At 64.6% G+C, this 22,215-nt stretch carries 21 protein-coding genes; 18 read left to right on the forward strand and 3 right to left on the reverse strand.

Annotated elements, in window-relative coordinates; all coding sequences use genetic code 11:
• Nucleotides 1-290: 290 nt before the first annotated feature.
• On the reverse strand, nucleotides 291-1,172 hold the full coding sequence (gene ygfZ, locus AC16HO_RS10195; RefSeq protein WP_395643520.1) for a CAF17-like 4Fe-4S cluster assembly/insertion protein YgfZ: 882 nt from the start codon (nucleotides 1,170-1,172) through the stop codon (nucleotides 291-293).
• Between the two features lie 166 nt (nucleotides 1,173-1,338).
• Here ygfZ and AC16HO_RS10200 point away from each other — a divergent pair, with 166 nt between their 5' ends.
• Genes AC16HO_RS10200 through AC16HO_RS10235 form a run of 8 tightly spaced genes read left to right on the forward strand, consistent with a single transcriptional unit; the run spans nucleotide 1,339 to nucleotide 6,158 of the window.
• Entirely contained in the window at nucleotides 1,339-1,524 is a 186-nt protein-coding gene (locus AC16HO_RS10200) for a DUF1674 domain-containing protein (RefSeq protein WP_395643521.1), read from the forward strand.
• Between the two features lie 52 nt (nucleotides 1,525-1,576).
• On the forward strand, nucleotides 1,577-1,972 hold the full coding sequence (gene sdhC / locus AC16HO_RS10205; RefSeq protein ID WP_395643522.1) for a succinate dehydrogenase, cytochrome b556 subunit: 396 nt from the start codon (nucleotides 1,577-1,579) through the stop codon (nucleotides 1,970-1,972).
• The gene (gene sdhD / locus AC16HO_RS10210; protein ID WP_395643523.1) at nucleotides 1,969-2,376 is read left to right on the forward strand and encodes a succinate dehydrogenase, hydrophobic membrane anchor protein; all 408 of its coding nucleotides are present in this window, start codon (nucleotides 1,969-1,971) and stop codon (nucleotides 2,374-2,376) included. The genes sdhC and sdhD overlap by 4 nt, the downstream gene beginning before the upstream one ends.
• A 25-nt stretch (nucleotides 2,377-2,401) precedes the next feature.
• Complete coding sequence (gene sdhA, locus AC16HO_RS10215) at nucleotides 2,402-4,192, forward strand: succinate dehydrogenase flavoprotein subunit (RefSeq protein ID WP_395643524.1); 1,791 nt, start codon at nucleotides 2,402-2,404, stop codon at nucleotides 4,190-4,192.
• Between the two features lie 54 nt (nucleotides 4,193-4,246).
• A complete protein-coding gene (locus AC16HO_RS10220; RefSeq protein WP_395643525.1) occupies nucleotides 4,247-5,032 on the forward strand; it encodes a succinate dehydrogenase iron-sulfur subunit in 786 nt (261 codons plus the stop codon).
• Nucleotides 5,033-5,069: 37 nt separating this feature from the next.
• Nucleotides 5,070-5,519 (forward strand): MAPEG family protein, encoded by a 450-nt coding sequence (locus AC16HO_RS10225; RefSeq protein WP_395643526.1) that lies wholly within the window; start codon nucleotides 5,070-5,072, stop codon nucleotides 5,517-5,519.
• 38 nt (nucleotides 5,520-5,557) lie between these two features.
• A complete protein-coding gene (locus tag AC16HO_RS10230) occupies nucleotides 5,558-5,758 on the forward strand; it encodes an FAD assembly factor SdhE (protein ID WP_395643704.1) in 201 nt (66 codons plus the stop codon).
• Nucleotides 5,730-6,158, forward strand: coding sequence for a protein YgfX (locus AC16HO_RS10235; protein WP_395643527.1), 429 nt, complete (start codon nucleotides 5,730-5,732; stop codon nucleotides 6,156-6,158). The genes AC16HO_RS10230 and AC16HO_RS10235 overlap by 29 nt, the downstream gene beginning before the upstream one ends.
• Before the next feature lie 156 nt (nucleotides 6,159-6,314).
• Here AC16HO_RS10235 and AC16HO_RS10240 read toward each other — a convergent pair whose 3' ends face one another.
• A complete protein-coding gene (locus AC16HO_RS10240; protein ID WP_395643528.1) occupies nucleotides 6,315-6,887 on the reverse strand; it encodes a porin family protein in 573 nt (190 codons plus the stop codon).
• Between the two features lie 368 nt (nucleotides 6,888-7,255).
• Between AC16HO_RS10240 and AC16HO_RS10245 the strand changes: the two genes are divergently transcribed.
• The 8 genes from AC16HO_RS10245 to mgtA all read left to right on the forward strand — a co-directional run bounded on the left by AC16HO_RS10245 (nucleotide 7,256) and on the right by mgtA (nucleotide 18,647).
• Nucleotides 7,256-8,497 carry a lipoprotein-releasing ABC transporter permease subunit gene (locus AC16HO_RS10245; RefSeq protein WP_395643529.1) on the forward strand — a complete coding sequence of 414 codons (1,242 nt, stop codon included), beginning with the start codon at nucleotides 7,256-7,258 and terminating at the stop codon, nucleotides 8,495-8,497.
• Between the two features lie 4 nt (nucleotides 8,498-8,501).
• A complete protein-coding gene (lolD, locus tag AC16HO_RS10250) occupies nucleotides 8,502-9,194 on the forward strand; it encodes a lipoprotein-releasing ABC transporter ATP-binding protein LolD (RefSeq protein ID WP_395643530.1) in 693 nt (230 codons plus the stop codon).
• Nucleotides 9,195-9,246: 52 nt separating this feature from the next.
• Entirely contained in the window at nucleotides 9,247-11,571 is a 2,325-nt protein-coding gene (locus tag AC16HO_RS10255) for a DNA internalization-related competence protein ComEC/Rec2 (protein ID WP_395643531.1), read from the forward strand.
• A gap of 137 nt (nucleotides 11,572-11,708) precedes the next feature.
• The gene (locus AC16HO_RS10260) at nucleotides 11,709-12,374 is read left to right on the forward strand and encodes a MotA/TolQ/ExbB proton channel family protein (protein ID WP_395643705.1); all 666 of its coding nucleotides are present in this window, start codon (nucleotides 11,709-11,711) and stop codon (nucleotides 12,372-12,374) included.
• A gap of 1 nt (nucleotide 12,375) precedes the next feature.
• Nucleotides 12,376-12,816 carry an ExbD/TolR family protein gene (locus AC16HO_RS10265; RefSeq protein WP_395643532.1) on the forward strand — a complete coding sequence of 147 codons (441 nt, stop codon included), beginning with the start codon at nucleotides 12,376-12,378 and terminating at the stop codon, nucleotides 12,814-12,816.
• Nucleotides 12,813-14,591 (forward strand): lipid A export permease/ATP-binding protein MsbA, encoded by a 1,779-nt coding sequence (gene msbA, locus AC16HO_RS10270; RefSeq protein ID WP_395643533.1) that lies wholly within the window; start codon nucleotides 12,813-12,815, stop codon nucleotides 14,589-14,591. Before AC16HO_RS10265 ends, msbA begins: the two co-directional genes overlap by 4 nt.
• Nucleotides 14,592-14,666: 75 nt before the next feature.
• The gene (gene lpxK / locus AC16HO_RS10275) at nucleotides 14,667-15,659 is read left to right on the forward strand and encodes a tetraacyldisaccharide 4'-kinase (protein ID WP_395643534.1); all 993 of its coding nucleotides are present in this window, start codon (nucleotides 14,667-14,669) and stop codon (nucleotides 15,657-15,659) included.
• A 267-nt stretch (nucleotides 15,660-15,926) separates the two neighbouring features.
• Nucleotides 15,927-18,647: a magnesium-translocating P-type ATPase gene (gene mgtA, locus AC16HO_RS10280; RefSeq protein ID WP_395643535.1), complete on the forward strand. Its 2,721-nt coding sequence runs from the start codon at nucleotides 15,927-15,929 to the stop codon at nucleotides 18,645-18,647.
• Nucleotides 18,648-18,653: 6 nt separating this feature from the next.
• On the opposite strand, the gene AC16HO_RS10285 is transcribed toward mgtA, so the two are convergent.
• Nucleotides 18,654-19,802 (reverse strand): alpha-hydroxy acid oxidase, encoded by a 1,149-nt coding sequence (locus AC16HO_RS10285; protein WP_484335425.1) that lies wholly within the window; start codon nucleotides 19,800-19,802, stop codon nucleotides 18,654-18,656.
• Between the two features lie 296 nt (nucleotides 19,803-20,098).
• On the opposite strand from AC16HO_RS10285, the gene AC16HO_RS10290 reads away from it, so the two are divergent.
• Nucleotides 20,099-20,629 carry a formate dehydrogenase subunit gamma gene (locus AC16HO_RS10290; RefSeq protein ID WP_395643537.1) on the forward strand — a complete coding sequence of 177 codons (531 nt, stop codon included), beginning with the start codon at nucleotides 20,099-20,101 and terminating at the stop codon, nucleotides 20,627-20,629.
• On the forward strand, nucleotides 20,626-22,206 hold the full coding sequence (locus tag AC16HO_RS10295) for a formate dehydrogenase beta subunit (RefSeq protein WP_395643538.1): 1,581 nt from the start codon (nucleotides 20,626-20,628) through the stop codon (nucleotides 22,204-22,206). Before AC16HO_RS10290 ends, AC16HO_RS10295 begins: the two co-directional genes overlap by 4 nt.
• The last annotated feature ends 9 nt before the right edge of the window (nucleotides 22,207-22,215 follow it).

The raw sequence follows: 22,215 nt of genomic DNA on the forward strand, positions 1-22,215 counted from the left end.
GAGAAATCGCGCGCTCAAACGGCGGAGTGTGCGGAATCGTTCGATTCCACTGCTCCGGGATGCCTTCTGCGGTGCCGGAGCGCGCGCGTCCGAAGAGTCTGGACAGCGCGGAGATTCAGTTGTGCACTATATTCGATTTGTGCGTTGCACACAACGCGCAAATGTTAAGAATGCAGAAGCCTGAACAAGCGTGTTCAGAATGGATTAAGCAAAAGATAAAATGATAGAAAGACCAATTATATGCAAAGTATCTTTATATATAAAATAAACAAGTATATTTTGCAATTAGTTTAATTTTTTACCGCGACGTCGACGCGCTCGACTTCGAGCAGGGATATTCCGGGCATAACAAGGCCGCCAGCCGAGCTCGCGGCGTGTTCGTCGAGCACGGCCAGTGCGGCGGCTTGCTCGCCATTGATGCGCGCGGAGCAGATGACGAGCCCGCCGTCGCCCAGCGGTGTTCCGGGTTCGGGAAGCTGTGCCGCGGCGAAGCGAATGCGATGCAGGCGGCGCTTGTTGCCGCCCTTGAAATGCAGGCGCGCGACGATTTCCTGACCTGGGTAGCAGCCCTTGTTGGTGCTCGTTGCGGCCAGCGCATCGAGTCCGATCCACGCGGGCAGCAGCTTGTCCTCGAGCGTCGGGGCGAGGCTGACGATCCCGGCAGCGATGTCGGCCAGCGTATTCTTGTTGCGCGCTGCTTGCGACGCATCCGCGGCGATGGCCGCTTCGTCGGCATTGCCGAGGATCAATCGACGCTGCGGCGTGCCCGGCAGAGTGATGGCGCTGCTCCCGTCGTGGTATTCGATCCGCCATGGCTGTTGCGGGCCGGGGCGGCTGCCTGTTCCGAGCCGGATTTCGACGAATGTGTGGTCCGGTTCGATCGCGCGCAGGGTCGCTTTCGCGCGCAGCACGTAGCGAGCGAGTGCGTCGCGCATGCCGGCGGCCGAGGTGCCGCGCAGGATCAATCGCAGATGCTCGTCATCGTCGCGCAGCAAGTGGAAGAATGCGCGCACGCGTCCCTGCGCCGACAGCCAGGCCGACCATTGCCAATGGCCGTTCTCGAGTTCGGCGAGATTGCTGGAGAACTGCGCCTGCGCAAACGCGATCGCGTCGGCGCCTGCGAGTTCGACGATCTGCGCGGCGGGCAGGGCGATGCGGGAAAGGCTGGTCATGAAGGAAGTCCCAAGGCGCTGGCCCGATTCCGCCGGGATCCCTGTGATCGGGCAAGTCGCTGCGCGCGGCGTTTCAGGAATCGGACCCAGGCGCTATAATTGCGCGATACGGGAAATGTGGAGATTTCCCGCCGGTTGTCAAGCGAACAGGGGCAAGCATCGCGTCATGTCGAATCAGCCAGCCGCCACCATACCCGCCGGGCAGGCAGCGTCGGAGCGCGACGGGGCGCTATCATCCGCCGTGTCGGTGCCGACGGAGAAGCCGCGGCCGAAGGAGATCGGCGGCCGCGGCGGCCTCGAGCCCACGCGCTACGGCGACTGGGAAAAGGACGGACGCTGCGTCGATTTCTGAGTGCGTGCCGCTTCCGATTCAACCCCGCAGTAGCCACATGCAAGGTTTCCGTATGCCGCAGAACACACGTCCGCTCTCACCGCATCTGCAAGTTTATCGTTGGCCGCTGTCGATGGCGTTGTCGATCCTGCATCGCGCGACCGGCATCGCGCTGGCTGTCGGTCTGCTGCTCGTGGTCTGGTTGCTGTTGAGTCTGGCGCACGGGCCGGAATCCTATGCGTCCGCACGCACATTCTGCGCCTCATGGTTCGGGCTGATTCTGCTGTTCGGCTGGAGCTGGGCGCTGTTCTTTCATCTGTGCAACGGCGTCCGCCATTTGTTCTGGGACGTCGGCTACGGCTTTGGCCTTGCACAGGCGCATCGCAGCGGGATCGTCGTCGTCGTGGCCAGCCTCGTGCTGACCGGCCTCGTCTGGGCCTGCGTACTGGCGCAGGGAGGCGTGGCATGAGCACGCCCGGCATGGATCGTTCCAACCTGCGCACACCGCTGAAGGAAGTGCGCGGCCTCGGCAGCGCGAAGAGCGGCACGCGGCATTTCATCATCCAGCGTGTGACCGGGCTTGCCCTGGTGCTGCTCGTGATCTGGGTCGTCGGTTTCGTGCTCTCGCTCATCCACGCCGGCGACTACGCGCATGCGCGCGAGATGCTGCGCCATCCGTTTGCCGCCGTCTGGCTGATCGCGTTCATCATCACCGCGTTCTGGCATGCGCAGCTCGGCTTGCAGGTGGTGATCGAGGACTACGTGCATGCGCGCCTGGTCGAAATGCTGGCCCAGATCGCGGTGAAATTCGTCTGTGCCGGCGCGGCACTGGCCGGTGTCGTCGCCGTCGTGCGCATCTACATCGGCCAGTGACGAAGCCAACGGAAACCATCGAATCATGTCTGCCTACAAGATCACCGAACACAAATACGATGTCGTCGTCGTCGGCGCGGGTGGTGCAGGTCTGCGCGCCACCTTCGGCCTCGCCGCCAAGGGGCTCAAGACCGTCTGCCTGACCAAGGTGTTTCCGACCCGCTCGCACACGGTTGCGGCGCAGGGCGGCATTTCCGCTGCACTGGGCAACATGGGCGAGGACGACTGGCGCTACCATTTCTACGACACGATCAAGGGTTCGGACTGGCTTGGCGACCAGGACGCGATCCAGTACATGTGCCAGAATGCGCCCGCCGCGGTAATCGAACTTGAGCACTACGGCGTGCCGTTCTCGCGCACCGAGGCGGGCAAAATCTATCAGCGCCCGTTCGGCGGCATGACGACGAAGTACGGCGAAGGCCCGCCCGCGCAGCGCACCTGCGCCGCGGCCGATCGCACCGGCCATGCGATGTTGCACACGTTGTATCAGCAGTCGCTCGCGCATGATGCGCAGTTCAAGATCGAATACTTCGCACTCGACCTGATTTTCGACGCCGCCGGTGCTTGCCGCGGCGTGCTCGCACTCGACATGGCTGAGGGGACGTTGCATCTGTTCCGCGCGCACGGCGTCGTGCTTGCCACCGGTGGCTACGGACGCGCGTACTTCACTGCAACCTCGGCGCACACCTGCACCGGCGACGGTGGCGGTCTCGTCGCGCGCGCGGGCCTCGCATTGCAGGACATGGAATTCGTCCAGTTCCACCCGACCGGCATCTACGGCGCCGGTTGCCTGATCACCGAGGGCGTGCGCGGCGAAGGCGGCATCCTGCGCAATTCAAACGGCGAGCGATTCATGGAGCGCTATGCGCCGCATTACAAGGATCTGGCTTCGCGCGACGTGGTCAGCCGGTCGATGACGATCGAGATTCGCGAAGGCCGCGGCGTCGGCGAGCACAAGGACCACATCCTGCTCGACCTGACCCACCTCGGCCCCGAAGTGATTCACGAAAAACTGCCCGGCATCGCCGAGAGCGCGCGCATTTTCGCCGGCGTCGACGTGACCCGCCAGCCGATTCCGGTGTCGCCGACCGTGCACTACAACATGGGCGGTATTCCGACCAATATTCATGGCGAAGTCGTGCAGAAGGTTGGCAACGATCCGGACAAGGTCGTCGAAGGCCTGTATGCGATTGGCGAGGCGGCCTGCGTCTCGGTGCACGGTGCGAACCGTCTCGGCTCCAATTCGCTGCTCGATCTGGTTGTGTTCGGTCGCGCGGTTGCCAATCGCGCCGCCGAGACGATCCAGTCCGGCGCCTCGCACAAGGCCCTGCCAGACGACGCCTGCGCTGCGGCGCTGGCCAATCTCGACAAGTTGCGCAACGCGAAAGGATCGCGCTCGACTGCCGAGATCCGCCTCGACATGCAGCGCACGATGCAGAGCGACGCGGCGGTGTTCCGCACCTCGAAGACGCTCAAGGAAGGATGCGTGAAGATGGACAAGGTATTCGCCTCGTTCGAGGACGTGCGCGTCGCCGACCGCTCGCTGGTGTGGAACTCCGACCTGATCGAGACCTACGAACTGCAGAACCTGCTGTACAACGCGGTGGCGACGATCAATTCGGCCGAGCAGCGGCACGAATCGCGCGGCGCGCATGCGCATGAGGACTTCCCTGAGCGCGACGATGCCAACTGGATGAAACACACGCTGGTCAAGGTCGACCACAAGGGCGCGTGCAGCTTCGATTTCCGGCCGGTGCGCATGAACACGCTGACCGACGAGGTGACGTCGGTGCCACCGAAGGCGCGGGTTTATTGAGCATCGTCACTGCGGCATGTGCCGCGACGACAAAACACACAGAGGCAGGCAAACGTGGCCGAATTCAGTCTTCCGAAAAATTCCAAGGTCCAGAAAGGCAAGAAGTACCCGGCCAAGGCGGGCGCGAAGAACCTGCGCACGTTCCGCATCTACCGCTGGAACGAGGAAGACGGCCAGAATCCGCATATCGACGAGTACGAAGTCGACATGGATTCGTGCGGGCCGATGGTTCTCGACGCGCTGATCAAGATCAAGAACGAAGTCGACTCGACCCTGACCTTCCGTCGCTCCTGCCGCGAAGGCATCTGCGGCTCGTGCGCGATGAACATCGACGGCAACAACACGCTCGCCTGCACCAAGGCGATCGACGATTGCAAAGGAGACGTTGCGATCTACCCGCTGCCGCATATGCCGGTGGTGAAGGACCTTGTGCCCGACCTGACCAATTTCTACGCGCAATACGCATCGATCAAGCCATGGCTGCGCACGCAAACGCCGCCGCCGCCCGACGCGGAGCGCCTGCAGTCGAAGGAAGATCGCGCCAGGCTCGATGGCCTCTACGAGTGCATCCTCTGTGCGTCGTGCTCGACGGCGTGCCCCAGCTATTGGTGGAACGGCGACAAGTACCTCGGCCCGGCGGCGCTGCTGCAGGCCTATCGCTTCATCGCCGATTCGCGCGATGAGGACACCGGGGCGCGCCTCGACGAGCTCGAGGACCCGTTCAAACTCTATCGCTGCCACACGATCATGAATTGCACGAACACCTGCCCGAAGGGTTTGAACCCGGCCAAAGCGATCGGCGAGATCAAGAAGTTGATGGTCGAGCGCAAGGGCGTATAGCTACCTGTCATTCCTGCCGGAAGCCCGCGGGAACGACGTGAAGGGCAACTACTTGGGGGCGAGCCGCGTGGACGCAAAGCTGATCTTCTGGCCCGCCGTGGCGATGGTCGCGCTGACCTTCAGCGTGCAGATGCGCATGTACGCCACGCGCATCGGCGAGATGAAGCGCGAGCGCATTCACCCGCAGTCGATCGCCAGTTCGGCGCAGGCTGCGGCACGGTTGAAGGATACGCGTGCCGCCGACAATTTCCGCAACCTGTTCGAAATGCCGGTACTGTTCTATCCGGCGCTGATCGTTGCGTTCCTAACGGCGCAGGTCGGTGTCTTCACGCTGTCGCTGGCGTGGGCGTTCGTCGCGCTGCGCATCGCGCACAGTGCCATCCAGTGCAGCTACAACAAGGTCATGCACCGGTTCCATGCCTATGTGTCGAGCAGCGTCGTGCTCTGGATACTCTGGGGCGTGCTCGTTTGCGGTCTGCCCAGGTGAGCGACGAGGGCCGCCTGCGCTGGCGCTGCCGGCGCGGTATGCGCGAACTCGATCAGTTGCTCGGCGGTTGGCTGGATGCGCGCTACGCTCAGGCGGACGAATCGGCGAGGGCGGCGTTCGCCGATCTGCTCGAACAACCGGACCCCGAACTGTGGCGTTGGCTGCAAGGAGATGGTGCGTCGTCCGACGCACGTTTCCGCCGCATCATCGATGAAATCCGTACCCGCGATCGCGTTTGACTACCGGCCTTCGCGTTGGCTGCTGCTCGCCCTCGCCCTGATCGCCACGTTCGCGCTGGCCGCGATCGCGCTGTGCGGGTTGAATCCCTGGATCAAGCTGGCGCTGGCCGCATCGACGCTGGCTTACGCACTGCACTCGTCGTGGCGATTCCGGCATCCGCCATTCGCGCATGTCATGTGGCACTCCGCCGGTCATTGGCGGTTGCGCGATGCGGCCGGGAGCGAGCAGATCGGCGAACTTGACCATGCGGTCGTGCTCGGCGCGCTGATCGTGCTCACGCTGCGCGTTGATCCGAAACGAGTCTGCTCGTTCGTGCTGCTGCCGGACAATGTCGACGAGGAAATCCGGCGCCGCTTGCGCGTACGTTTGGCGCGTGCCGATTCTATCGACGCGGGTTGAAAACACCCGCTGCGTGATCGTTCGCGGGTACGCATTTGCGCGATGCAAATACTCTGGGCAAAAGAAAACCGGCCTCTTGCGAGGCCGGTTGTCCCTGTGTGCATCCCTGCGTTGGAGTTGAAGTGAAGATGCGGCGATATACGAAAAATGCAAGACTCAGAAGCGGTATTCAGCACTCAGCGAGAGCAGACTCGGGTCGAGGTTCAGGTGCTTCGCGTCGGTCTTGTAGTAGTCGTAGTTCAGGCCGAGCGAGAGGTTGTTGCTGAAGTCATAGCCGAAACCAGCACCTGCGTACCATTTGGCGCTGCTGTCGCTGACGTAGTTCGGCACGGTTTCGTTGGTCCAGCCCTTGGTGTCCGCGCGGAACAAGCCGGTGCGAGCGGAGACGTACCACTGCGGGGTGAGGTTGAAATGGCCGTTGACACCTGCCGTCCAGCCCTTTGCCGAAGCGCGGCCGAAACCGCTGTAGGCCCCCTTGGTGTCGAACTTGCCGAGGTCTGCGTAGCCGCCTTCGACGCCCAGCGCGACGTTCGGATTCAGTAGCCAGCGATAACCGGCATTGATGCCGTAACCGGTGTCGTTGTCATCGTACAAACCTTTGTCGAGCGTCGAGCGGCCGATGTTGCCGTTGACGAAGGCGCCGCCGGCGCCGTCTGCGGCGTGGGTGACGGCAGGCAGCGTGGCCAGTGAAGCGGTGGCGAGGGCGATGGCGAACAGCGTATTTTTCATGGATATCTCCGAATTGCTCTTGTTGTTGCCTGGCGAATCGGCGAAGCGCGTGTCAGGGCCGCTTCGCGTTCCGGCGATCGCGTCGATCGCATCAGGTTCGGATTCGAGATGGGGCGATGAAGTTTAATTTCAATACCGATAAGTTTATTAATTATTCAAGTAGCTGAAAGCGCGTACAGGAACCTGTCTGCGCGAACGCGGGCGAACTGACGCGCGTGCGGGCGGCGACGTACAATTGCTGTTATTGCTGGCGCTGCGCGCAGCAATAACTGTCGCCGTTGAAGCGACCCAAAAGCCGGTCGCTTAACGCCGACGGGTCGAACCTCCTGCGAGTTTGCGGCCTTTTTTGTAAACGGATTTCCAACTGCATGTTCTATCCGCTGCAATTGTTCATAGGCCTTCGCTATACGCGCGCCAAGCGCCGCAATCACTTCATTTCGTTCATTTCGCTGGTGTCGATGCTCGGCATCGCGGTCGGCGTTGCGGCGCTGATCGCGGTGATGAGCGTGATGAACGGTTTCCAGGGCGATATGCAGGAGCGCATTCTCGGCATGGTCGCGCATGCGTCGATCGAAAGCGTCGACGGCGGCATTGTCGACTGGCGCGATACCGTGCAGAAAGTCGAGGCGAATCCGCATGTCGTCGGTGCGGCGCCGTATCTCGATGCGCAGGCGTTGCTGCGCGGCCGGCGCACCAGTGCTGCTGTCGTGCATGGACTCGTACCCGAGCAAGAGCCGAGGGTGTCGAACATCGGCGACAAGCTGCTCAAAGGTTCGCTTGCGGACCTGAAGCCCGGCAGTTTCAACGTGATTCTCGGCAACGAGCTGGCCATGCAGCTTGGCGTGCGCGTCGGCGACAAGGTCACGGTGATGGTGCCGGAGTTCAGCGTCACTCCGGTCGGCGCGGTACCGCGCTCGAAGAACTGCGAAGTGGTCGGGGTATTCTCCGTCGGTTTCGCCGAGTACGACACCGGCGTCGCGCTGATGAACATGGACGATGCGATCACGCTGCTGCGCGCCGATGGGCCGGGCGGTATCCGCCTCAAGCTCGACGACATGTTCGATGCGTACAAGATCGCCGTCGGCCTGCGCGATCATCTCGGCCAGTATTTCAGGATCACCACCTGGGAGCAGAGCCACCAGAATTTCTTCAGCGCAGTGAAGATGGAGAAGACGGTGATGTTCATCATCCTCTCGCTGATCGTCGGCGTGGCTGCGTTCAATCTCGTCTCCACACTGATCATGCTCGTCACCGACAAGCAGGCCGACATCGCCATTCTGCGCACGCTCGGCATCTCGCCGAACAAGGTCATGGGCATCTTCACCGTGCAGGGCGTGATCGTCGGCAGCTTCGGCATCCTGCTCGGCCTCGTCGGCGGCGTGCTGCTCGCCTGGTACATCCCGGACGTGGCGAAGTGGATCGAGCACACGTTCCACTTCGAGATCCTGCCGGCCGACATCTACTACATCAACGAAGTTCCATCCGATCTGCATTGGAGCGACGTCGGCTGGGTTGCCGCGATTGCGTGGGTGTTCTGTCTGCTCGCCACGCTTTATCCGGCATGGCGCGCGGCGCGCACCCAGCCGGCGGCGGCGTTGCGCTATGAGTAATGCAATGAACAGCGATGTCGTCCTGCGCGCAAGCAACGTCGCCAAGACCTACGCCGAAGGCAAGTTGCGCACGCCGGTGCTGGGCAAAGTGAGTTTCGCGCTCGAGCGCGCCTCGACGCTCGCGATCGTCGGCGCCTCGGGCGCGGGCAAGAGCACGCTGCTGCACATCCTCGGCGGTCTGGACACCTTGAGTTCCGGCGAGGTCGAGGTCGAAGGCCGCGCGATGTCGAAGCTGTCCGATCGCGAGCGCGGCGAGGTGCGCAACCGGTCGCTCGGCTTCATCTACCAGTTCCACCACCTGCTGCCCGAATTCACTGCGCTCGAAAACGTGGCCATGCCGCTGCTGATCCGCGGCACCAAGGTGGCCGAAGCGAAGCAGCGTGCGAGCGAGTTGCTCGACCGTGTCGGCCTTGCCCATCGTACGGCGCACAAGCCCGGCGAGCTGTCCGGCGGCGAGCGCCAGCGCTGCGCGGTCGCGCGCGCGCTGGTCACGCGTCCGGCTTGCGTGCTCGGCGACGAGCCGACCGGAAATCTCGACGAAAAGAATGCCGCGCAGGTCTACGCGTTGATGCTCGAACTCAATCGCGAGATCGGCACGAGTTTCGTTCTCGTCACCCACGACCGCGCACTGGCGCGGCGCATGGATCGCGTGCTCGAGCTGCGCGACGGTGGGCTGGGCGAGGCCACGCCCGCGTAGGCGGACGCGAACGCAAAGCGGTATCCTTCCCGCAGGAGCCGGGGAGGGAAACATGAAGTTTCCATTGCCGCAGTTGTTCAGCGTCGCCACCGCGGCTGCGCTGCTGACGGGTGCCGTCGCGGTGCAGGCGCTGACCGCGCTGCCTGCGCCACGGGTCGCATGCGCCCTGGGCATTGTGGCCTTGCTCGTGATCGTGCTGTGCAGCCGCTGGCGCTGGCTCGGCTTCGTCCTGCTCGGCGCGGCGTGGACGATCGGGCGCGCCGATCTTGCCTTGTCGGCGCGTCTGCCGTCGGCCTTCGAAGGCGAGGACATCGTGGTCAGCGGGTCGGTTCGCGGCCTGCCGCACGCGCAGGACGACTCGACGCGATTCGATTTTGCCATCCATGCGGGCGAGCGCGACGGCATCCCCGTGCCGGTTTCGGGTACGCTGCGCCTGCACTGGTACGCGAGCGAAAAAGCCGTCGTCCCCGCCATCGAACCTTGCTCGCAATGGCGGCTGCGTGTGCGGCTCAAGCGTCCGCGCGGACTGATCGATCCGGGCGGCTTCGACTTCGAACGCTACGCGCTGAGCGAGGGCATCACCGCGACAGGCTACGTGCGCGAGGATGCGGACAATGCCGCGACCGGCACGCGCCGGTTATGCGTCGAAGCCCTGCGCCAGCGCATCTCGCAAGGCATTGCCGATACCCTGGGCCCGGGGCCGCGAAGCGACGTGCTGCGAGCACTCGCGTTCGGCGATCAGCAGGCTATGGACGAGCAGGAGTGGAATGTCGCGCGCACGACCGGCATCCCGCACCTGATCGCCATTTCCGGCCTGCACATCGCGTTGTTCGCGAGTTTCGGCGTACTGCTCGTGCGGATGTCGTGGAAACTCGCGCCGCGTCTGACCTTGCGCTGGCCGGCGCCGTTGATCGAAGCGCTGGCCAGCATCGTGTTCGCGCTGGCTTATGCGGCCATTTCCGGGCTGGGCCTGCCGACGCGGCGCGCCTTGGTCATGATCGGCGTGCTGCTTGCCGCCAATCTGGTACGGCGCGCGCGTGCGCCGGTGCAGGGACTGGCGTTTGCCGTGATCGTGTTGCTCGCGCTCGACCCCTTGTGTGTGCTCAGTGCGGGTTTCTGGTTATCGTTCGTCGGTGTGACCTGGTTGATGTTCTGTCTGGGCGGGCGAGCAGACCGCCGTTCCTGGTGGCATGAGATGATTCGCGCACAGGGCGTCGCCAGTCTCGGTCTGCTGCCGCTGACGATCTGGTTCTTCGGCCAGAGTTCGCTGATCGGGCCGCTCGCCAATCTGATCGCCGTGCCCGTGGTCTGCTTTCTCATCCTGCCGCTCGGCGTTGCCGGCGCGCTATTGCAACTTGTGGTGCCGATGTTCGGCACGCCGCTGCTGGAACTGGCTGGATGGGCGATGCAGGTGCTGTGGGCGCTGCTCGAACGCATCGCGGCCTGGCCCGGTGCGCTCTGGTATTTTCCCGAACCCGCGGTGTGGGCATTTGCATTGGCGATGCTCGGTGCCGCCTGGCTGCTGCTGCCGCGCGGCATGCCGGCGCGCGCGCTTGGCGTTGCCCTGTTGTTGCCGCTGCTGGTTCCGGCGCGCCACGTGCTGATCGACGGCGAATTCGAAGCATTGCTGCTCGACGTGGGCCAGGGCCTGTCGGTGGTCGTGCGTACGCGCGAGCACGCGCTCGTGTACGACGCAGGCGCGAGGTTCCCCTCCGGCTTCGATCTCGGCGATGCGGCTGTCGTGCCGGCGCTGCACGCGAGCGCAGTCGCGCGGGTAGACCGGCTGATCATCAGCCACGGTGACAATGATCATGCCGGCGGTGCGGCCGCGGTGCTGGCGGCATTTCCGCAAGCCAGCGTGAGCAGCGGTGAACCGGAGCGCCTGAGCGTGCCGGCAATACAGTGTCTCGCCGGCGAGGCGTGGAACTGGAATGGCGTCGCGTTCCGCATCGTCCACCCGCACGCACCGTTGGCGGCGAGGAACAATGACCGCTGCTGCGTACTTGAAGTGCGCAGCGGCGACAGCGCACTGCTGCTGACCGGCGATATCACCGCGGCGGTGGAGGGGGAGGTGGCTTCCGTGCTGGCACCGGTCGCCGCGCACACGCTGCTGCAGGTGCCGCATCATGGCAGCAAGACTTCCTCGAGTGCTGCGTTCATCGCCGCACTGCGACCGGAGCTGGCTCTGGTCTCCTCGGGCTATCGCAACCATTTCCATCACCCCAATCCCGGCGTCGTCGCGCGTTATCGAGCGGCCGGCGTCGCCCTGCTGGACACGCCGCACAGCGGCTTCGCCGATATCCGCTTCGCCACCGACGGCCCGCCTCGGTTGATCGAGCAGGGCCGCATTGACCGCCATCCGTACTGGCGCGAGTGAACGCCGGTGACGAGGATGAGGCCTCGAATCGGAATCGTCGAGTCGATCACCGAACGCGCAAAGCCGCGCCGATTCGCTGGTATGATTCGCCGCGAAAGACGGAACCCTGACGAGGAATTGGCGTGCTGGAAATTCTGATGGCCGGCGGCTGGGCGATGCTGCCCATCCTGATCTGTTCGGCGATCGCGATCGCGATCATCCTCGAGCGCTTCTGGACCCTGCGGCGCGGTGCGGTGATTCCGCCCGGCCTGACCACGCAAGTGCGCGAATGGGCGCGCAACCGCCAGCTTGATCCGCAGCACGTGGAGACGCTGCGCGAGAATTCGCCACTCGGCGAGATTCTTGCCGCCGCGCTCAGCGTGCGCCTGCGCTCGCGCGAGATCATGAAGGAGCGCGTCGAGGACACCGGCCGCCACGTCGTGCACCGGCTCGAACGCTTCCTCAACACGCTCGGCACGATCGCGCTGATTTCCCCGTTGCTTGGCCTGCTCGGCACCGTGTTCGGCCTGATCCGCATGTTCTTCGCGGTGATGGTGTCCGGCGTCGGTGATCCGCTGAAGATGGCCGGCGGTATCGGCGAGGCGCTGGTGTGCACGGCCGCGGGCCTGTGCGTGGCGATTCCGGCGTATTTCTTCCACCGCTATTTCCGCGGCCTGGTCGTCGACTACGTGGTCGACATGGAGAAGGACGTGATCGTGCTGATGGACGAACTCGCCGCGCATTCCGAAGCTGCCATAACAGCACGCAAGGCGCCGCGCCCGCCGACGGCAGTGGCTGCCGCCGGTGCCCGGGAAACCGTTTGACATGCGGCTCGGCTCCACTCGCAATGACGACTTCGAGATCAACGTGATCTCGCTGATCGACGTGATGCTGACCTTGCTGATGTTCTTCGTCATGACGACGACCTTCGTCCAGCATTCGGCGATGAAGGTGACCCTGCCCGAGGCGTCGGAGACGACGACCGAGGCGCAGCGCGAGGCGTTGATCGTCATGATCGATGCGAACAGCCACTACTTCGTCGACAACAACGAAGTGCTCAATCCCGCGCTCGACACGCTGAAGGAAGCCATCGCGCGCATCGCCGGCGGCAACCGCGACCGCCAGGTCGTGCTGCGCGCCGACGCCGCGACCCCGCACCAGGCCGTGGTCACCGCGATGGACGCGCTCGGCCAGCTCGGGTTCACCCACCTGTCGATCGCGACGACTCGGGCCAAGGACGCCGCGGACAAGCCAGCGGGCCGATGAGCGACGCCGCGAAACCGCGCCCGATCGACACCTATCGACGCCTGCTCGGCTATCTGCGGCCGTCGTGGCGCGTGGTCACGTTCGCGCTGTTCGGCATGACACTCGACGCGGCCTGCTCGTCGCTGTTCGTGAAGTACATCAAGGACATCGTCGATGAGGTATTCACCGCCCACGACCGTTTCTGGGTGTTCTGGATGCCGTTCTTCATCGTCGTGCTGTTCGCGGTGCGCGGGATTGGAACCTTTCTCACCGACTACGGCATGGCGCGGGTCGCTCGAGGCATCGTGCATCGCCTGCGCAACGAAGTGTTCGCGCGCTACCTGCAGTTGCCGGCGGCGCATTTCGCCGGCGAGACCTCGGGACAGATGGTGTCGCGCCTCACCTTCACCGTCGAGCAAGTTGCCGGCGCCTGCACCGATTCGCTGAAGACGATGGTGCTGCATTCGCTGACTATCATCGGCTACACGACCGTCATGCTGATGATGAGCGTGCGCCTTACCGCCGCGCTGTTCGTGCTTGCGCCGCTGATCGCGCTGATCGTGTCCGCGGTCGGCAAGCGCTACCGCCGCATCGGCCCGCGCATCCAGCATTCGATGGGCGAGGTCACCGGCACGATTGACGAAGTCGTCAATGCGCAGCGCGAGGTGAAGATCTACGGTGGCCAGGCCTACGAGCGCGCGCGCTTCGATCGGGTGGCGAACGACAACCGCCGCCTCAACCTGAAGGTCGCGGCGACCAACGCATTGTCCACGTCGATCGTGCAGATCGTCGCCGCGTTCGCGATCGCGATGGTGATCTTCGTCGCCACGCGCCCCGGCATCATCGCCCACATCACCGCGGGCGAGTTCATGGCCGTCATCACCGGCATGAGCGTGATGCTGACTTCGATCAAGCAACTGACCACGGTGCAGTCGAACATGCAGCGCGGCATTGTCGCGGCCGAGGACCTGTTCGCGATTCTCGACGCGCCGGGCGAGCGCGACGCGGGCACGCGGTCGATGAAACGCTGCCGCGGCGAGATCGATCTGCACGATGTGTCGTTCCGCTACGCGGGCCAATCGGTCGACGCGCTCGACGGTGTCGACCTGCACTGCGCTCCGGGCACGGTCACCGCGCTGGTCGGACGTTCGGGCAGCGGCAAGTCCAGCCTGGTCAGCCTGGTGCCGCGCTTCCACGAGCCCAGTTCGGGCCGGATCCATCTCGACGGTCTGCCGCTTGCCGATTACCACCTGGCCGACCTGCGCAGGCAGATCGCCTGGGTAGGCCAGCACGTCGTGCTGTTCGACGACACGATTGCCAACAACATCGCCTACGGTGCGCTCGCCGGCGCCTCGCGAGAAGCGATCGAAACGGCGGCACGCGCGGCGAACGCGATGGAATTCATCGAGCGTCTGCCGCTCGGCCTCGACGCGCCGGTGGGCGAGGGTGGCGCGCAATTGTCCGGCGGGCAGCGCCAGCGCATCGCGATCGCGCGCGCCATTCTCAAGGACGCGCCGATCCTGATCCTCGACGAGGCGACCAGCGCGCTCGACTCCGAGTCCGAACGCCTGATCCAGGACGCGCTCAAGCATCTGATGACCAAGCGCACCGTGCTCGTCATCGCGCATCGGCTTTCGACCATCGAGCATGCCGACCAGATCGCCGTGCTCGACGAAGGCCGCATCGTCGAACGCGGCACGCATGCGCAGCTGATCGCGGCCGGCGGCAAGTACGCGGCGCTGCATCGCTTGCAGTTCCACGAGTCGAAACGGAGTCCGGATGCGGTTTCGGGATGATTCGCGGTGCACTTGCCCGGGCTCGTCATTCCCGCCGCAGACGCGCGGGAATGACGAGCAAAGCGGGTTGCGGTCGTGAATCTCGTGCAGCGGCTGGCTGAAATCTGGTATGGCGCCCGGCCGTCGCCGTTCTGGCTGCGCGCGCTCGTTCCTCTCTACCGCATGCTTCGAGCCCTGCATCGCGCGCCGTACAGATCCGGTTGGAAAAAACCACAGCGCCTGCCCGTACCGGTGATCGTCATCGGCAACATCACCGTCGGCGGCACGGGCAAGACGCCGCTCGTGACCGCGCTGGTCGAGGCATTGCGCGATCGCGGACACCGGCCAGGCGTGATCAGCCGCGGCTACGGCGGAACCGCGGGTTCCGTGGAACTGCTCGACGCGGATAGCGATGCCGCGCGTGTCGGCGACGAGCCGGTGTTGATCCATGCCGCGACGGGCGCCCCGGTCGCGGTCGGCCGCGATCGCGCCGCGGCCGGGCGCCTGCTGCTCGCCAGCCACGACTGCGACGCGCTCGTCGCCGACGATGGCCTGCAACATCTGGCGCTGTTTCGCGACGTGGATATCTGTGTCATCGACGGCGAGCGCCGCTTCGGCAACGGCCTGCTGCTGCCGGCCGGGCCGCTGCGCGAACCGCTGTCGCGCCTGGATTCTGTCGACTTCCGTGTCTGCAACGGCGGCGAGACACGAGCCGGCGAGGTGCCGATGCGGCTCGCAGGCGAGGTGGCCGTTTCGCTGTGCGATACGGGCGAGCAGAAACCCTTGCGCGATTTCGCCGGGCGGCGCGTCCATGCCGTCGCCGGCATCGGCAACCCGGCGCGTTTCTTCGCGATGCTGCGCGGCGCGGGTATCGACATCGTCGAACACGCCTTCGCCGACCATCACGCCTACACTGCCGGCGATCTCCGATTCGGCGACGATGCGCCTGTGCTGATGACCACGAAAGACGCAGTCAAATGTCGTGCGTTCGCGCATGCGGACTGCTGGCAGGTACCGGTACAGGCGATCTTGCCGCAAGCGTTTTTCGATGCGATCCGCGCGCGCATTGCCGGTTTCAGGAAAACCTGATCGATTTCCCGTTGACAAGCTCGCGCGACGCGACTACCTTGCGCGCAACTTTTTTGCCGAGGACGTCCGTCCGTGGACCCTTGCAGTAGATTTTCCGCTGCAGCCAACCCGACTTTTCCACGCGGATAGTTCCCCTCGCGGTGCGCTATCCCGTTGCGGATAGCTTGCCGACGCCCACGCCCCTCGCGGGCATTCCCGTCGCCGACCTGTCACGAAGTCTGGGCATGCTGCCTGATTTTGTGCGTTTTACATGACGGGAAGCCTCTCATGCTGAAATTCTCGATCGCGGCAATGCTGATTGGCGGCAACGGCCGCAACGGCGCGCGCAACGAAGTGGCGGCGCGCATCGCCGCGGAACTGGTGGCGCTCGCGCGCCTGAGTCCCGACGACGCCCTGAACCAGCTCAATCCGGGCGGGCAGGCGCTCAATCCCGAGCGGGTCGCCGAACGCCTCGAGCACTATGGGCCGAACGTCGTCGCGCAGGAAAAGAAGAAACCTTTCCTGCTCGAGATCGGCGAACGCTTTGCCACCAATCCGATCAACATCCTACTGACCGCGCTCGCGTTGATCACCTGGTTCACCGGCGATGAGGCGAGCGACAAGATCGGTGCGGTAATCATGTTCGCGATGGTCGTCATGGCCGTATTCGTCGCCTATTTCCAGGAGGCTCGCTCGAGCAATGCGGTCGAGCAGCTGCGCAAGATGGTCAGCAATACGGCGACGGTGAAGCGCGAGATCGAGGAAGCGCCGAACGACGGCGTGGTTGCCGATTGCGACGACAACATCGAGATGGTGCGTCTCATCAGGAAGATCGAAGTGCCGATCGATGGCCTCGTGCCTGGCGACATCGTGTTCCTCTCCGCCGGCGACATGGTGCCGGCGGATCTGCGTCTGATCAGCGCAAAAGACCTTTTCATCAACCAGTCCGCGCTGACCGGCGAGTCGATGCCGGTGGAAAAGTTCGCCGCGAGTGACGCCAGGGCGCCGAACGCGCTCGAAGCGAAGTCGCTGTGCTTCATGGGCTCGAACGTTGTCTCGGGCAGCGCCACCGCGGTCGTCGCCGCGACCGGAGCGAACACTTATTTCGGCGCGCTCGCAGGCTCGCTGGTCGGCCAGCGCGTGCAGACGAGCTTCGACAAGGGCGTGTCGCGCTTCGCCTGGCTGATGATCCGCTTCATGGCGGTGATGGTGCCGATCGTTTTCCTGATCAACGGCGTCACCAAGGGCAACTGGTTCGAGGCCTTCATGTTCGCGGTTGCGGTGGCCGTCGGTCTCACGCCGGAGATGCTGCCGATGATCGTCGCGATCAACCTGGCCAAGGGCGCATTGAAGATGGCGAAGAAGGACGTCATCGTCAAACGCCTCAACGCGATCCAGAATTTCGGCGCGATCGACGTGCTGTGCACCGACAAGACCGGCACGCTCACCCAGGATCGCGTCATCCTCGAACGCCATGTCGACATCTACGGCGACGAGAACGCGCGCGTGCTCGAATACGCCTGGCTCAACAGCTACCACCAGACCGGCCTGCGCAATCTGCTCGACGAAGCGGTGCTCGATGCGGTCGATGCCGACACCGTGCAGCATCTGCACTCCGAGTACACGCTGGTCGACGAGGTACCATTCGATTTCACCCGCCGACGCATGTCGGTGATCGTGAAAGCCAACAGCACCGGCAAGCACTTCATCATCTCCAAGGGCGCGGTCGCGGAGATGCTGGCGGTGTGCAGCAGCCTCGCGCACGAGGACGATTACAAGCCGCTGACCGAGCAGCATCTTGCCGAAGTCAGGGAGGTCGCGCAGGGGATGAACGAGGACGGCTTTCGCGCGCTCGCCCTCGGCATGCGCGAGATTGAGGCCAGGGCCGCGTATTCGCGCGACGACGAAAACGATCTGACGATGATGGGCTTCGTCGCCTTCCTCGACCCGCCCAAGGACTCCGCCGCCGCGGCGATCGAGGCGCTCAACGCCAACGGTGTGGCGGTGAAGATCCTCACCGGCGACAACGATACGGTCACACGCAACGTCTGCCGCCAGGTCGGTATACAAGTGGACAAATGGCTGACCGGGCCGAAGATCGAGGCGATGAACGACGAGGAATTGATGCTCGCCACGCGCGACACGCCGGTATTTGCGCGCTTGAACCCGCAACAGAAGGTGCGCGTGGTCGAGGCTCTGCATCGCGATGGCCATGTCGTGGGTTTCATGGGCGACGGCATCAACGACGGCCCGGCGCTGCGTGCGGCCGATGTCGGCATCAGCGTCGATACCGCGGTTGACATCGCCAAGGAGTCGGCGGACATCATCCTGCTCGAAAAAAGCCTGCTCGTACTCGAGGAGGGCGTGCTCGAAGGCCGCAAGGTGTTCGGCAATATCCTGAAGTACATCAAGATGACCGCCTCGTCGAACTTCGGCAACATGTTCTCGATGATCGGCGCCTCGGTGCTGTTGCCGTTCCTGCCGATGCTGCCGGTGCAGATCCTGCTCAACAACCTGCTCTATGATTTTTCGCAGACGGCGGTTGCGTCCGACGAGGTCGATCAGGAGTACCTAGCCAAGCCGCGACAGTGGGATCTCAAGGGCATCGCGCGCTTCATGTTCGGCATCGGTCCGATTTCCTCTATCTTCGACTACGTCACCTTCGCCGTGCTCTGGTTCGTCCTCGGCGCGAACACCACGGCGCACGCGAACCTGTTCCAGACCGGCTGGTTCATCGAGTCGCTGCTGTCGCAGACCTTGATCGTGCACGTGATCCGCACCGGCAGGATGCCATTCCTGCACAGTCGTGCCAGCTTGCCGCTGACCGTCGCCGGCGTGGTGATCTGCATCGTCGGCATCCTGCTGACCGCGCTGCCGATCGGCGCCTGGTTCGGCTTCTCGCCGCTGCCGGCGATCTGGTGGCCGATCCTGGCCGCGATCCTGATCGCCTACATGGCCTTGACCCAGGTGGTGAAAAGCTGGATGGTGCGGCGCTACGGGTTGTTGTAGCGGTTCTCAGCGGAAGCGCAGGTTCGCGCGGGTCAGCTGCGCGATCGAAGTGCAGCCCATCAGTTTCATGTCGCGTTCGAGTTCGGCGCGCATCAGCTCGAGCGCACGCTCGACACCGGCCTGGCCGGCGGCTGCAAGCGGGAAGAGGTAGTAGCGACCGAGGCCGACCGCCCTGGCGCCGAGCGACAGCGCCTTGAGCACGTGGGTGCCGCGCTGCACGCCGCCATCGATCATCACGTCGATGCGGTCGCCGACCGCGTCGACGATCTCGGCAAGTTGGTCGAAGGCCGTGCGCGAGCCGTCGAGCTGGCGGCCGCCGTGGTTCGACAGCACGATGCCGGTGCAGCCGATGTCGGCGGCGCGCTTCGCATCGGCCACCGACATGACGCCTTTCAGGCAGAACTGCCCGCCCCACTCGCGCACCATTTGCGTCACGTCGCCCCAGTTCATCGTCGGATCGAGCATGTCGGTGAAGTACTGGGCGATCGACATGGCGCCGCCGCCCATGTCGACATGTTCGTCGAGTTGCGGCAGCCGGAACGATTCGTGGGCGAGGTAGTTGATACCCCACGCCGGCTTGAGCGCGAACTGGAGCATGCCGCCCAAGGTGAGCTTGAACGGGATCGAGAAACCCGTGCGCTTGTCGCGCTCGCGGTTGCCGCCGGTGATCGAATCCACGGTCAGCATCATCACCTCGATGCCGGCCGCCTTGGCGCGCTTCATCATCGCTCGATTGAGGCCGCGATCCTTGTGGAAGTAGAACTGGTAGCAGGCGGGCGCGCCTGCGCCGAGCCGGCGCGCTTCCTCGAGACTCACCGTGCCGAGCGAGGAGACGCCGAACAACGTGCCGCAGTGGCCGGTCGCGGCCGCGACCGCGCGCTCGCCCTGGTGATGGAACAGCCGCTGCAGCGCGGTCGGCGAACAGTACACCGGCAACGCCAGCTTCTGACCCATCACGATCACCGACAGGTCGACGTTGTCGACGCCGCGCAGAACGTTCGGTACCAGATCGCACCGCTCGAAGCTCGCGGTGTTGCGCCGATACGTGACTTCGTCGTCAGCCGCGCCGTCGATGTAATCGAAGATCGGGCCCGGCAATCGACTCTTCGCCATGCGGCGAAAATCGTGGAAGTTGTGGCAATCTCGCAGGCGCATGGGGGCGATCGCTCCGGGGGGATACAACTTGCTGGCGGGAACAGGAGTCTGAACGAGGCACGCGCGTATGCGCAAATCAGGCTCGTGCTGATTGCGTCGGATCGAGGCGACGCTGCCATGCATGGGCATGGGGCAACAAGGCGGAATTTGTGTCCCGGAACTGACCCACATCGTGTTGTGCAGGAGGCGCTGCGCTATAGTCCGACAACGAGGGGCGGCGATACCGCGAACACCAGAGGCAGCGAGGCGCTTTCCCCTTTCCGACGACGAAGCGCGCGTCCGCGTAGCAAGGGTGGATGATGCACGAGGAAACCTGCAACGATTTTGCCCGCAGGCCGAAGCTGGAGTCGGTGCTGCCGGATCCGGTGCGCACGGCGGTCATGCAGACCATCGCCCGCAACCGTGATCGTGCCGGCGCACTGTTGCCGATACTTCATGACCTGCAGGACGCGCTAGGCTACGTGCCACCCGAATCGCTCGCGCTGATCGCGAGCGAGCTGAACCTCACGCGTGCCGAGGTTCATGGCGTGGTCACTTTCTACCATCACTTCCGCAACGCTCCGCCCGGCCGCCGGGTCGTGCGCATTTGTCGCGCCGAGGCTTGCCAGGCGCTGGGGGCGCGCGCGCTCGAGGCGCATGCGAAGCACACGCTCGGCATCGATTTCCACGAAACCACGGTCGACGGTGCGATCACGCTCGAGCCGGTCTATTGCCTTGGCAATTGCGGTTGCGGGCCGTCGGTGCTGATCGGCGACGACGACCTGCGCGCGCGGGTGACGCCGGCCGTGTTCGACGAGCTGGTTGCGGCGGCGAGAGCGGCGACATGAGCGGCGTGAAGGTTTTCGTGCCGCGCGATGCGGTGGCGCTGGCCCTTGGTGCCGAGCGCGTCGCGCAGGCCATCGTCGAAACCGCACGCCTGCGCGGCATCGACATCGAACTCGTGCGCAACGGCTCGCGCGGCTTGTTCTGGCTGGAACCCCTGATCGAAGTCGCGACCGCCGCCGGCCGCATCGCCTATGGCCCGGTCGCAGCCGCCGATGTCCCCGGCCTGTTCGCCGCCGGCTTCCCGGACGGTGACGCGCATGCGCTGCGCCTTGGCGCAGTCGAGGCGATGGACTGGTTCGCGCACCAGCAGCGTCTGTGTTTCGCCCGCGTCGGCATCACCGATCCGCTCAGCGTTGCCGACTACGTTGCGCATGGCGGCTATCGCGGCCTGCAGAACGCGCTGGCGATGGGTGCTGGCGACATCGTCGCTGCGGTGACCGATTCGGGCCTGCGCGGGCGCGGTGGCGCGGCATTTCCGACCGGCATCAAGTGGCGAACCGTTCTGGACGCGCCGGGCGGCGCATCCGCCGTACCCGCTGCGCCGAAGTACATCGTCTGCAACGCCGACGAAGGCGATTCCGGTACGTTCTCCGACCGCATGTTGATGGAAGGCGATCCGCTCTGCCTGATCGAAGGCATGACCATCGCCGGTGTCGCGGTCGGCGCGACGCAAGGCTACATCTACCTGCGCTGCGAGTACCCGCATGCGCGGCGTGCGCTGGACGCGGCGATCGCGAACGCGTACGCGGCGGGCTGGCTCGGTGCCGACATCGGCGGCAGCGGCAAGCGCTTCGATCTCGAACTGCGGCTCGGCGCCGGAGCCTACATCTGCGGCGAGGAAACCTCGCTGCTCGACAGCATCGAGGGCCGGCGCGGCCAGGTGCGCTTCAAGCCACCGCTGCCGGCGATCAAGGGCTTGTTCGGCAAACCGACCGTCATCAACAACGTGATCTCGTTCGCCTCGGTGCCGGTGATACTCGACCAAGGTGCGCAGTTCTATCGCGACTTCGGCGTCGGCCGCTCGCGCGGCACCCTGCCGATCCAGCTCGGCGGCAATCTCAAACGCACCGGCTTGATCGAAATGGCGTTCGGCGTGACCTTGCGCGAATTGCTGTACGACTATGGCGGCGGTTCGCATTCCGGCAGGCCGATCCGTGCGGTGCAGGTCGGCGGACCGCTCGGCGCGTATCTGCCGGAACGATTGTTCGACACGGTCGTCGACTACGAGGCGTTCGCCGCGATCGGGGCCATGCTCGGCCACGGCGGCATCGTCGCTTTCGATGATACGGTCGACATGCTCGAACAGGCGCGCTATGCGCTGGAATTCTGTGCGGTCGAGTCCTGCGGCAAGTGCACGCCGTGCCGGATCGGGTCGACCCGTGGCGTCGAAGTCGTCGATCGCATCCGCGCCGACGTCGACCGGGAGAAAAACCTGGCGCTGCTCGACGACCTGTGCAACACGCTGCGCCACGGGTCGCTGTGTGCGCTGGGCGGGTTGACGCCGGACCCGGTGATCAGCGCGATCAAACATTTCCCTGAGGATTTTGCTCGAAGCGCTCCATCGCATCGGCTCGATTGATGCGGCGGC

Source organism: Rudaea sp., from assembly GCF_057139185.1.